The sequence below is a fragment of the Phycicoccus sp. Soil748 genome, assembly GCF_001428025.1.
Lineage (GTDB): Bacteria > Actinomycetota > Actinomycetes > Actinomycetales > Dermatophilaceae > Pedococcus.
Window position 1 is genome coordinate 371,224 of sequence record NZ_LMSC01000005.1, and the last position, 11,912, is coordinate 383,135.

Below are 11,912 nucleotides of genomic sequence, written 5' to 3' on the forward strand. Positions count from 1 at the left end.
TCTGCCAGGTCAGTACACCTAGCGAGCCGGGGTGGTCCCCGCGGCCCCCAGTCGAGGGGCGGTTCAGCCGTGGGTGACTCATGAACGAGCCAAGGACTCGCGCCAGCTCACTCCGTGAGGAAGACCTGCTTCAGCCCGAAGTCACACGTCGGGTCGCCGATGGCGCAGATTCCCGGGAGGCTGTCCCCCTCCGAGATCGTGATGGGCACGGCGCGCAGCAGTAGGTACTTGTCCTGGTTGGTTCCGTCACCCGCGTTGAAAGGGACCGTGTTGTACGCAGCACAGTCCCCTGTGACCGCCTGACCGTTCTTCGAGTTGCTCCAGTGATAGCCACAGACCTGCACGCCGATGAGCGACTGCACCGGGTAGATGGCGTTGTTACCACCTGCGTTGACTACTGCAGATGAGCTGCACGCACCGGTGGGTGGTCCGCCGCAGAACACCGGCAGCACGATCTTCTTCTGGGCGTCCACGAGCGTCTGCCAGGCGTTCGCGAGCGGCTCAGACGAGAGGTTGCCAGGGTTGGCGCTGAGGCACGAGGGCCCCCGAACGGTGCAATAGCCTTCGAGGTAGTTCTTCAGCTCCAACGGAGTACGAGCCGGTGCCGGCGGGGCGGGGACCTGATCCGGGACGATCGTGATGGGCAGGGTGCAGCCGTTCACGGTCTTGTCTGCCAGGGCGTCGGTGCCGTTGGAGCCCGCCTCCGGGCAGTCCACGGTCCACCAGTTGCCGCTGCTGCCCGCGTCGGGGCAGGTGGTGTTGCCGGACGCGGGCAGCTGCATCTTGAACACCACGCCGGACTGAAGGGCGTTGCTCGGGATCTGGCTGGCGCAGATGGCGTAGGGCCTTACACCGATGCCGGTCCTGGCGACCTCGACGAGGGCCGTTGCCGGGCGGGAGGACGTGTAGGGCGAGGACTTGCCGAAGATGCCGCCGAGGAAGCTGGGCGTGCTCCCGCCGGAGACGTAGCGCACCTGGAGCGACTTGTTGCCGTCGACGCAGGTCACCTGCATGCTCTCCACGCTGCTGCCGGGGCGGTTCCGCGTGCGGATGTACTCGGCCTTGTCCCGGGCCGCATTGATCACGCTGGCATCCGCCACGAGGGTGGGGCATGTCCCCGTTTGCGTCTTGAGGTAGTTCGCCGCGGCCAGTGCTGCGGCGTCCGCAGACGTCTGCAGTTGACGAGTGTCTGCGTAGCTCATGCCGAAGTCGATCGTGAATGCGCCGATGCCCAGAAGAACCACGGACAGGATCGCCACCGTGACGGCCACCGCCCCTCGTTCATTGTGGCGGCATCGGCCTCTCCAGGCGCCAGTCATGAGAACTCGCATCGAAACATCCCTGTCGCCGTGAGGTTGAAGGTGGGCTGAAAGAACGGGAGAGCCAGCGTGCTGGTGTAACCCAGGCGAACCTGGAGGTTGTCGTTCACCGCGCTGCCTGCACACGGCTTGTTGGTCGATGACCCGCAGGGGTCGCTGGGGAGTCCGGCCGTCGGAACACGGCTGACGGTGACGGTCACACCGGCATTGTTGAGGCCGATCGTGGTTGCATCGGTCTGTGCCTGACCCTTAATGCCAGATCCCGGGCTTCCGGTAGCACCGCAGACAGGCCCGTCCACGACAGCTGATCGAGCGGCTTGGCGCGCAGCATTCCCCAATGCGATCTGTTGCGCGAAGACGAACCCGAAGCCGACGATGCCACTGATGATCAGGACGAGTACCGGCATCACCAGCGCGAACTCGACGGCCGAGGCACCGCCTTCACGGTGTCGACGGCCGAGCCGATGCCTCATGGCAGTCACGTGCGAGTCTCCCTGCGTTCCCGTGGACGCCCTCGATCCGGGTGTCCGCCCCCACAGTCTGGACAAGGGGCTGAGCACGGGAAATCGTCCAAACGGTCGAAGACCTCCGTCGGACGGCCATCGTTTCGTTGCGCTTTCCTGTCGTAGGTGCCGGACCGGGCGCCGCCGGTGTGTGATGATTCGTGAGGGAATCTTGACCGAACGCAGGAAGAGGGCTGACGCAGGTGAAGGGTCGCGTACTCATCGTCGACGACGATCTGGCGCTGGCGGAGATGCTCGGCATCGTCCTGCGCAATGAAGGCCTCGAGGTCTCCCACGTCGCCGACGGCGGCAACGCGCTCGGCGCCTTCCGTGACGCCAAGCCCGATCTCGTCCTGCTCGACGTGATGCTGCCCGGCCTCGACGGCATGGAGGTCTGCCGCCGCATCCGCGCCGAGTCCGGCGTCCCGATCGTCATGCTCACCGCGCGCACCGACACCGTCGATGTCGTGGTCGGCCTCGAGTCCGGGGCCGACGACTACGTCGTGAAGCCGTTCAAGCCGCAGGAGCTCATCGCCCGCATCCGGGCCCGGCTGCGCCGCGACAACGAACCCGAACCCGAGCGCCTCGAGATCGGTGACCTGTCCATCGACGTCGCCGGCCACTCCGTGAAGCGCGGGGGAGAGCCGCTGTCCCTCACGCCGCTGGAGTTCGACCTCCTCGTCGCCCTGGCCCGCAAGCCCTGGCAGGTCTTCACCCGCGAGGTCCTGCTCGAGCAGGTGTGGGGCTACCGGCACGCCGGCGACACGCGCCTGGTCAACGTCCACGTGCAGCGCCTGCGTTCCAAGATCGAGCACGACCCCGAGCACCCGGAGATCGTCGTCACCGTCCGTGGAGTCGGCTACAAGGCCGGCCCGAGCTGACGATGTCCACCCCGGGCACGTCCTCCCCGCGGTGGCCTTCCGACCGCCACGAGGTGCTGCGCGCGGTACGCCGCCTGCTCCGCCTCGCGCGCCGGTGGCTCACCACAGGACTGCGGTGGGTCGTGCACGCGTGGCGTGCGTCGCTGCAGGTGCGGGTCGTCGCCACGACCATGCTCCTGGGCCTGCTCGTCGTCCTCGGTCTCGGCTCCTACCTCTACTCCTCCATCTCCGACGGCCTGGAGCAGGACCGCATGACCACGGCCCAGCTGGAGACCTCGCGGCTGACCAGCCAGGTGCAGGACCGCTTCGACGAGAGCGACCAGAGCAGCCAGGCGGGCCTCAACCTCCTAGCGCAGCAGACGATCAAGAGCGTGGCGGCACCCGGCGGTGACAACGAGCGCTACCTCGTCTTCGCCCGCAGCCTCGGCAACACCTCCGTGCAGACGGTGCAGACCGTCCTCAGCGGGGCGGTCGGGCTCTCCAGCATCCCCGCCGAGATGCGCCAGGCGATCAAGGCCGACCCGCGCCGCCAGCAGGTCACCCTGATCGGGATCACCGATCCCCAGACCAACCAGCAGGTGCCGGCGGTTCTCGTCGGCTCGCAGGTCGAGCTGCCCGTGGCCGGCAAGTACGACCTCTACGTCGTGTTCCCCATGCAGCGTGAGCAGGCGACGCTCAACCTCATCACCCGCACCTTCGCCATCGGCGGCTTCGCCCTCGTGGCCCTGGTGGGCGCCATCGCGTACGTCGTGACGCGGCAGGTCGTGAACCCGGTGCGCCGCGCGGCCGTCGTCGCCGAGCGGCTCTCGTCGGGCCGGCTCAACGAACGGATGCGCGCCCGCGGCGAGGACGACCTCGCGCGACTCGCCAAGTCGTTCAACGAGATGGCCGACAGCCTGCAGACCCAGATCCGCCAGCTCGAGGGGCTCTCGCGGGTGCAGCAGCGGTTCGTCTCAGACGTGTCGCACGAGCTGCGGACCCCGCTGACGACCATCCGCATGGCTGCCGACCTGATTCACGACTCGCGCCGCGACTTCGACCCCACGGTCTCGCGGTCGGCCGAGCTGCTGCACAACGAGCTCGACCGGTTCGAGGAGCTGCTGGCCGACCTGCTCGAGATCAGCCGGTTCGATGCCGGTGCGGCCGCGCTCGACGTCGACCTCATCGACCTGCGCGACACCGTCGCCCGTGCGGTGCAGTCGGCCCAGCCCCTGGCCGAGCGGTGGGGGAGCACCATCACCGTCGAGGCGACCGGGTCCTGCCAGGCCGACATGGACCCGCGGCGCGTCGAGCGGATCCTGCGCAACCTCGTGGTCAACGCCGTCGAGCACGGCGAGGGCCGGCCGGTCGAGATCCACGTGGCCGGCAACGACACTGCCGTGGCCGTGACCGTGCGCGACCACGGCGTCGGGCTGCGCCCGGGCGAGGCCGCCCTGGTGTTCAACCGGTTCTGGCGCGCCGACCCTGCCCGGGCGCGCACCACGGGCGGCACCGGCCTGGGCCTGGCCATCTCCCTGGAGGACGCCCGCCTGCACGACGGCTGGCTGCAGGCCTGGGGCGAACCGGGCCAGGGCTCCTGCTTCCGGCTGACCCTGCCGCGCCGCGCGGGGGGCACCATCGGTGACTCGCCGCTGGCCCTGCGACCGGACGACGCACCCAGCCGCGCGACCGCGCCGGCTACGCCGACCAGCCGCCGTGAGGGACCCGGACGGTCCGCTCCGCCGCGCGGGGTGGTGCCGACCGCGACCGCCCCAGAGCAGGCGCCCACCGCGCCCGGGAGCCCACGGTGAGGGCGCGGTACGCCGTCGCCGCGGCGGGCTGCGTCGCGACCCTGCTCTGCGCCTGCGGCGGGGGACTGTCCACCCGCGCGCCGATCCAGCCCGGCCTCGACGTGGGGTCGGTGCAGGAGAACGAGGTCCGCGTCGAGGCCAACCCCATCGCCGCGGGCTCCTCGCCCGAGCAGGTCGTGAGCGGCTTCATCCGCGCCGCGGCGGCCAGCGACGACCAGTACCAGGTGGCGCGGTCCTACCTGACCAGCGGACCAGCGGCGGGCTGGCGGCCCGACACCTCGGTCGTCATCTTCTCCAACGACTCCGAGCTGCGGGTGCAGCAGACGGGTGCAGGCACCGTCACGGCGACCGCCACCGCGACCGCCCGCGTCGACGGCAACGGCCGCTACCAGGAGCTGCCCGCCGACTCGACTGACGAGGTGACGTTCAGGCTGGAGCGCAGCTCGGGGGAGTGGCGCATCACCGCGCTGCCCGACCAGTTCGGCACGTGGCTGAGCGAGTCCGACTTCGACCGGCTCTACGACCCCTACCGCATCTACTTCCTCTCCACGACGCAGCGGCGCCTCGTGCCCGACGTCCGGTGGTTCCCCCTCGGCACGGGACTGGCCACGCGGTTGGCCAGGTCGCTCATCGCCGGCGTCCCCGACTACCTGCGCGGGGCGGTGCGGAGTGACGTGCCCACCGGCACCCGCCTCGCCGTCGACTCGGTGACCATCGACTCCGGCACCGCGACCGTCGACCTCACGGCCACCCGGCTGGCGACCGACCCCGCCCAGCGGCAGAACCTCGCGGCCCAGTTCCTCGCCACGGTCACCCAGGCGCCGGGGGTGAGCCAGGTGGCGCTGCAGCTCGAGGGCGCCGACCTGCAGGTGCCCGGGACGGACAGCGCCCTGCGATCACTGTCGGTCCTGGGGTTCACCACGCCGAGCGACCCGGCCGTGAAACCGTTGCTGCGCATAGGGTCCACGCTCGTCCCCGTCGACCCCGACGAGGTTGGCGACCCCGGGGAGCGGCCCCCGCCGCCCACCACCGCCGCCTTCCCTTCCCTGCAGCCGGGGTGGACGTATCCGGCCCTGTCGGCAGACGGCAAGGAGGTGGCCGCCGTGAGCGGTGACCGCGGCCAGCTCGCCCGCTGGCGCGGCAAGACGCAGGTGCAGCTGCTGACGTTCGGGTCGCTACTGACCCGCCCGACCTACGACCTGGACGGGCTCCTCTGGGTGGCTGGGCGCGACAAGGGCGCCACGCGCGTGTGGGTCCTCGACACCCGCAGCGACCCGACCATCACCGGCAAGGCAGCGCCGCAGTCCGTGTCGGTGGCGTGGCTGGCCGACCGTCGAGTCGTGAGCCTGCGGGTCTCGCCCGACGGCCAGCGCATCGCCGTCGTGAGCACCGATGCCGGAGGCAACGCACCCCGCCTGGACGTTGCCGGGGTGGTCAGGGGCAGCAACGACGTGCCGTTGAGCCTGGCGCCGCCGCTGAGCCTCGCGCCGACGCTGACCCTGGTGCGCGACGTCGTCTGGGTCGACGACGCGACGCTGGTGGCGTTGGGACGCAAGAACTCCGGCCAGGTCATCCGGCCGTGGACGGTCCCGCTCGGCGGCCAGGTCGCCGCCGGCCCCGAGATCGCCGGTGCCCGCACCATCACGACCATCAACGGCGAGCGCGGGCTCATCGTCACGACCGACACGGGCCAGGTGCTCATCCGCGCAGGCAGCCGGTGGCAGCCTCTGGGCGAGGGCAGCGACCTCCTGGTCGCCGGGCGCTAGGGCCGTCAGGGGTAGCCGAAGCCGCCGGTCGGACCTGTGTAGACGAGGAACTTGGCGACCCACACGTACTGACCCACCAGCTCCAGCGCACAAAACACGACGACCACCCACGTGCCAGCTCGACGGTCGGCAGCCGTCGCCGCGGGGGGCATGAGGACGAGCCCGAACGGGAAGGCCAGCATGAGGTAGCGCACGAGGCTGCTGGTGACGCCCGAGGCCAGGAAGATGTAGGCGCAGTAGGCGACGGTCCAACCCCACAGCTCCGGACCCCAGGCGCGCTGTGTCCGGCCACCGAGGAGGCCGACGAACGCCAGGACCAGGACGGCCACCCCGACCCAGCCACCGATGCCCAGGCCGCCGGCGGCGCCGAGCCACGGCGGGTCCAGCGGCGATTCCGTGTAGCCGGGCCACGCCGCGAGGGTGGTGAAGTAGGCGCGTGGGTCCCCCGTCAGCGCGCCCGCGAGGAGCGGCCACTCGGCCGTCGCCGCGACGCAGACGGCGACCAGCAGCGCAAGCCGCCCGTGGCGTGGCGGTGGCGACAACTCGGTCGAGACGTGGGGCCCGACGAGCGCCCGGCGGTGGCGACGGACGGCGACCAGCCAGTGCAGGGCCACCACCGGCGCGAGGACGAGCGTGATGTTGCGGGTCAGCCCCAGGAGGACGACCGGGACGAGGCACCACAGGTAGCGGCGCCGCACCAGGAGGAGCAGCGTCGTCGCCACGAACAGCAGGCCCAGGCTCTCGGTGTAGGCCGACTGCAGCACGGCGGTGGCGGGGAAGCAGCACAGCAGGGCGGTGCAGGCGAGGGCCCGCCCGCGGTCGACGACCACCTCGAGGAGGCGGAACACCACCAGGACGGCCGCGGCGCCGAGGAGGAGGCTCAGCGTCGGGGCGACCACCTCGAACCCGAGACCGGTGACGGCCATCCCCGCCTTGACCAGCGCGGGGTAGAGGGGGAAGAACGCCAGCGACGACTGCACCGCGTGACCGCCGGTGTCGACGACGGTGCTGGGGTAGCCGTGGAGGACGATGTCCCAGTACCACTGCCCGTCCCACGAGGTGACGACCGAGCCGTAGTCCGCGGGCAGCCGCGCGGTCACGGTGGAGTGGTAGCCGGTCAGGTCCTCCATCCGCACCACCCGCCCCGGGACGGCCATCAGGATGAACGCGGTGGTCACAACGCGGCTCAGCAGGTAGACGGCCAGCGGCACCGCGTAGCGGCGCGCAGCCCTCGTCACCGGCGACCCGGCTCGAGGAGGATGAAGTCGTGGGTCGCGACGACGCGGTTCCATCCCAGCCTGTGCTCCAGCGCGTCGCCGAGGGCCGAGTCCCGTGCGACCAGGGCGACATCGGGGTGCACGCGTGTGACGAAGTCCTGCCAGCCAGGTTCGACCTGCAGCGTGGAGGTGTAGTCGGCGAGGTAAACGTGGTCGTAGATCTCGCCGCGCAGGTCGGCGACCGGTGTGAGGTCGGGGTGCGCCCACAGCAGCCACCCCGAGACCCCGAAGTCGTCGAGGACGACGCTGTGCCGGGGCAGGTCGGCCAGCGCCGCGTCGATGGGCGCCATGCCGACGGGGTAGGCCGCGGCCTTGCCGCCCAACCCTGCGCCGGCGAGCGCTCCAACGACGAGGGCCCCGGCGCAGAACGCCACCAGGCCGCGTCGTTCGGTGCGGGTCCAGCGCTCGCGACGGGCGGTCAGCCCCGACTGGAGCGCCGCGGCGACCAACGGCGTGACGGCGATGCTGCCCAGAGGGACCAGCCGCCACATCCACAGCGTGCAGAAGGCCGCGAACGCCAGCAGGGCCAGCTCCCACAGCCGGGGTCGTGTGCGGCCCCTGGACCGGGCGACCACGCAGATCAGCAGCTGCACCAGGGCAGCCCATGCGAAGACGTTGTTGAGGGGGGTGGCCCGCCACTCGTCGGCGATCATGCTGGCGTTGCCCGCGACCTGGAACGGCGTGAGCAGCAGGCGTGGGCCCAGCGGTGTCAGCGCGACAGCGACCAGGCAGGCGAGCCACAGGGCCGCGAGCCGAAGGGCCTGGCGACGTGTGGGCCGCGTCCGCGGGTCGACGACGGCAGCCGCGAGCAGCAGCACGCCCAGGGCCAGCCCGAACGTCCAGAGCCCGTGGCAGCAGGCCCACACCCAGAACACCGGCACCAGCCACCACCGCGGGCGGCGGTCCCGCAGCATCGACAGACAGGCGTGCAGGGTCAGCGCGAACAGGACGAAGCTGACGAGCTGGGGCCGGGGGTTGAGCCCACCGCCGGCCCCGACGAGGGCCAGGCCGGCGGCCACAGCTGCGGGCAGCCGCCCCGCGGACCTGCGGGCGACGACGTACACGAGGGCGACCAGGGTGACCACGGCGGCGGCACGCAGCCACAGGACCGCGCCCATGCCACCCACGGAGTACGCGGCGGACGCCAGCATCTCGGGCAGCCACTGCGTCGAGGTGTAGTCGCGGTCGGCGAACCCGGCGGACGGGTCCGGAGCCACGAGGTCGAAGGCCTGCCACAGGCGGTCGCCGGTGCGCAGGTGCCACCACACGTCCGGCTCGGCGAAGGTCGACAAGCCCTTGACCAGGGCCAGGGTGAGAACAAGCCCCACGGCGGTGCGGCTGATCATCGGCGGGGTGGTGCGCCCTGCAGGCCGGGCCGCGGTCCCGGTCTCGGTCCCGGTCTTGGTCGAGGAGGCCGTCACGGGCGTCACCGGGGGGCCTCCAGCAGGACGTGGCCATGGTCACGACCGAGCTCGCGCCAGCGGTCCTGCTCGACGAGCGCGGCCCGGACGGGGGAATCGGACGGCACCAGCGCGACCGTCACGCCTCGTTCGCGCACGTAGGCGTCCCAGCCGGGGTCCGCGGACATGGCACCGATGAAGTCCTTGACCTGATGCGCTGAGTAGGACTCGACGCGCAGGTCGTAGACGGGGCGCAGCTGCGGTGCGGCATACATGAGCCACCCGCTGGTGTCACCGTCGACGAGGACCGTGGTGTCCGCGGGCAGCGCGGTGAGACGGGAGGTGAGGCCGAGCGGGACCCCGACCGGGGTGTCGGCACGGGCCGCCGCCACGGGTCCCGCGACGACCATGCCGACAAGGGTGGCAGCGGCCCACGCCGCCGTCGTCCGGCTGAGCACGCGCCCCCGCCGGGGGAGCGCGTCGCGGGGGGCTCCCTCACGGCTGCGCAGCGCCGCCTCGACGGCGGTGGCGGTTAGGGGGACGGCGACGAAGGCCGCGACCGCCACGGTGCGCTCCATGGTCAGGGCCAGCGCGCAGCCCACGACGACCAGCACCACGTGCCAGCCGGGCATCCGACGTCCTAGCGCGACCCAGCAGAGCCACGCCACCGCGAGCAGCGCCAGCGCTGCGAGCACGTGCGGCGACCGCACCGAGGACGGCATCCACTCCTGCACGAACTGGCGCCCTTGGCCACTGACCGCGAAAGGCGTCAGCAGCAGCCGGGGGCCGATGGGCGTCAGGGCAGCCGCGGCCGCGCAGGCCGCGAGCAGCCCGACGAGCCGCAGCGCCACCTGTCGCCCGACGCTCCCGGACACGATGACGCAGAGCGCGACGATGCCACCGACCGCGGCGCCGGTCGCCCAGATGCCGTGGACGCACGCGGCGAGCCAGGTCAGCGGCACCAGCCACCAGCGAGCCTGGTGGTCCTGCGCCGTGCGCCACCAGGCGGCCAGCACCGGGACGAGCAGTACGAAGCCGGCAAGCTGCGGTCGCTCCGTAAGGGAGGGCCAGGCGGCGAAGACCGCCACAGCGGTCGTGGCGGCAGCCACCCAGGGGCGGGCCAGGGTATGAGCCCAGAGCAGCAGCGCCAGGGCGAGCACGCCGATGGCGGCGGCGCGCTCCCACGCCACCAGGGGGGCACCGAGGTGCGGGTAGAGCCAGACCGTCACCACCGACGGCAGCCACTGCGTCGGGACGTAGGCGTGCGAGGCCAGCGGCGCCCACGGGTCCGGGAGGGCGAAGCGCCCGCCGCCCGCGAGGAAGGCGCCGACCTTGAGGTGCAGCCAGGGGCTGGGGTCGCTCACGGGTCGCACCGCCAGCACCGGCAGCGCCGCCAGCAGGAGGGGGAGCGCGACGCGGGTCAGCAGTGGCCCCGCCGCACCGGGCGCCCGGGCGCGCAGGCGTGCGCGGTAGGGGGCGGACGGCATACCGCAAGTCTCTCCCGTCCCAGCCGTCCCATGTCGGTTGCCACACCACATCGGCCGTTCGGACGACCTTCCGGGTACGAAGAGCCCACGCCATCGTGACGGGACGGCCGATTCGCGAAGGGTGCACCGACTGACAACCTTCTGCGTGCTGGGGCAAGTCCGTCCCGGCAGCCCGTTGGTCTTGAAAGGACACCCAGCAACATGACCAAGTACATCGCCAAGTTCCAGACGAAGATGAACGAGCGCGGCGCGACCGCGGTCGAGTACGGCCTCATGGTCGCCCTCATCGCCATCGTCATCATCGTCGCCGTCGCCCTCCTGGGTGGCAACCTCTCCGGCCTCTTCAACAAGGTCGCCGGCAGCGTCTGATCGAACTAGAACAACGGGCTCTCAGCCCGTTGATCGAGGAGGCACAGTGAACGCACCCATGGCTTGCAGAAGGGCATCCAGGCGATGCCGCGCTCAGGTGGTGACCGTGTTCGCAGCGGCCTCAGTCAGCGAGCTGGACCGCGGTCGTCCCGGCAGACGCCGGGGCGACCGCGGGGCCACCGCCGTCGAGTACGCGCTGATGGTGGGTCTCATCGCGCTGGTGATCGTCGTCTCCGTCACGTTGTTCGGGAACAACGTCGTCACCCTCTTCCATGTGCCTGACAGCGTCTTCAACCCGTAACCGCTCGAACACCGAGGACTGAACACCTATGGGACGCAGAATCGTCGCCATCTTCGCTGCTGTCGCCGTCGCCCTGGTGGGTGTCGCGGCAGTGCTGCTGTATGCGCGCGGAGCCGACGCCCGCGCCGTGGCGTCGCAGCAGCCCACCAACGTCTACGTGGTCCAGTCGGTGGTCCCGGCGGGCACGACGCTGAAGGACGCCGTCCAGAACGGCCTCATCATCAAGACCTCCGTCGCCGCGAAGGGCGTCCCCGCGGGCGCCCTGTCCGCCGTCGACGGCAGCAACGGTGGCTACTTCGCCACGACCGACATCCAGCCCGGCGAGTATGTCCTCGCCGCACGCTTCGGCGCCAAGCCAGTCGGAGAGAAGGCAATCGAGGTCCCTGCCGGAATGGTCGCCGTCTCCGTGGCACTCGGCGACGCCAACCGGGTCGGGACCTTCGTGACGCCCGGCTCCAAGGTCGTCCTTTTCGACACATACACCCCGGTGGCCGCCAAGGCGTCCACTGCCAGCAGCAGCTCCTCGAACAACTCCACGACGGCCAGCGGCCAGAGCACCCGGGTGCTGCTCGACGACGTCCTCGTCATTGCCATGGGCGAGGCCTCTCTCACGCCGGCGCAGACCACGACCGCCGACGGAGAGCCGGCTCCCGCGCCGGTGCGTGGCGCGCTCATGACCGTCGCGCTGTCGCCAGCGGACGCCACCCGGCTCGTGCACGGCATCCAGACCGGGACGCTGTACGCCGCCCTGCGTGGCACCGATGCCAAGATCGACCTCGGCAAGGTTGTCTCCGAAGCATCACTCTTCTCCAAGTAGGA

The 11,912-nt window shown here is 71.2% G+C and carries 11 protein-coding genes; 6 read left to right on the forward strand and 5 right to left on the reverse strand.

The genetic code is table 11. The features are described from left to right. Positions 1-107 precede the first annotated feature (107 nt). Positions 108-1,271: a pilus assembly protein TadG-related protein gene (locus ASG70_RS19580; protein WP_056882585.1), complete on the reverse strand. Its 1,164-nt coding sequence runs from the start codon at positions 1,269-1,271 to the stop codon at positions 108-110. A 44-nt stretch (positions 1,272-1,315) separates the two neighbouring features. Next, positions 1,316-1,792, reverse strand: a complete 477-nt coding sequence (locus tag ASG70_RS18775) for a TadE/TadG family type IV pilus assembly protein (protein WP_156399823.1) — start codon at positions 1,790-1,792, stop codon at positions 1,316-1,318. 233 nt (positions 1,793-2,025) lie between these two features. On the opposite strand from ASG70_RS18775, the gene mtrA reads away from it, so the two are divergent. Genes mtrA through ASG70_RS04250 form a run of 3 tightly spaced genes read left to right on the forward strand, consistent with a single transcriptional unit; the run spans position 2,026 to position 6,259 of the window. Continuing rightward, complete coding sequence (gene mtrA, locus ASG70_RS04240) at positions 2,026-2,703, forward strand: MtrAB system response regulator MtrA (protein ID WP_056882586.1); 678 nt, start codon at positions 2,026-2,028, stop codon at positions 2,701-2,703. A gap of 2 nt (positions 2,704-2,705) precedes the next feature. Beyond that, complete coding sequence (gene mtrB, locus ASG70_RS04245) at positions 2,706-4,493, forward strand: MtrAB system histidine kinase MtrB (RefSeq protein WP_082590078.1); 1,788 nt, start codon at positions 2,706-2,708, stop codon at positions 4,491-4,493. Next, positions 4,490-6,259 carry an LpqB family beta-propeller domain-containing protein gene (locus ASG70_RS04250; RefSeq protein WP_056882587.1) on the forward strand — a complete coding sequence of 590 codons (1,770 nt, stop codon included), beginning with the start codon at positions 4,490-4,492 and terminating at the stop codon, positions 6,257-6,259. Before mtrB ends, ASG70_RS04250 begins: the two co-directional genes overlap by 4 nt. A 5-nt stretch (positions 6,260-6,264) precedes the next feature. Here ASG70_RS04250 and ASG70_RS04255 read toward each other — a convergent pair whose 3' ends face one another. Genes ASG70_RS04255 through ASG70_RS04265 form a run of 3 tightly spaced genes read right to left on the reverse strand, consistent with a single transcriptional unit; the run spans position 6,265 to position 10,423 of the window. Next, positions 6,265-7,497 (reverse strand): hypothetical protein, encoded by a 1,233-nt coding sequence (locus tag ASG70_RS04255; RefSeq protein ID WP_056882588.1) that lies wholly within the window; start codon positions 7,495-7,497, stop codon positions 6,265-6,267. Then, positions 7,494-8,966: a hypothetical protein gene (locus ASG70_RS04260; RefSeq protein WP_056882589.1), complete on the reverse strand. Its 1,473-nt coding sequence runs from the start codon at positions 8,964-8,966 to the stop codon at positions 7,494-7,496. Before ASG70_RS04260 ends, ASG70_RS04255 begins: the two co-directional genes overlap by 4 nt. After that, positions 8,963-10,423: a hypothetical protein gene (locus ASG70_RS04265; protein ID WP_056882590.1), complete on the reverse strand. Its 1,461-nt coding sequence runs from the start codon at positions 10,421-10,423 to the stop codon at positions 8,963-8,965. The genes ASG70_RS04260 and ASG70_RS04265 overlap by 4 nt, the downstream gene beginning before the upstream one ends. A gap of 201 nt (positions 10,424-10,624) precedes the next feature. Here ASG70_RS04265 and ASG70_RS04270 point away from each other — a divergent pair, with 201 nt between their 5' ends. The 3 genes from ASG70_RS04270 to ASG70_RS04280 all read left to right on the forward strand — a co-directional run bounded on the left by ASG70_RS04270 (position 10,625) and on the right by ASG70_RS04280 (position 11,910). Next, the gene (locus tag ASG70_RS04270; RefSeq protein ID WP_056882591.1) at positions 10,625-10,792 is read left to right on the forward strand and encodes a Flp family type IVb pilin; all 168 of its coding nucleotides are present in this window, start codon (positions 10,625-10,627) and stop codon (positions 10,790-10,792) included. Between the two features lie 106 nt (positions 10,793-10,898). Next, the gene (locus tag ASG70_RS04275; protein ID WP_235531328.1) at positions 10,899-11,093 is read left to right on the forward strand and encodes a Flp family type IVb pilin; all 195 of its coding nucleotides are present in this window, start codon (positions 10,899-10,901) and stop codon (positions 11,091-11,093) included. 28 nt (positions 11,094-11,121) lie between these two features. Further along, complete coding sequence (locus tag ASG70_RS04280; protein ID WP_056882593.1) at positions 11,122-11,910, forward strand: Flp pilus assembly protein CpaB; 789 nt, start codon at positions 11,122-11,124, stop codon at positions 11,908-11,910. Positions 11,911-11,912: the final 2 nt, after the last annotated feature.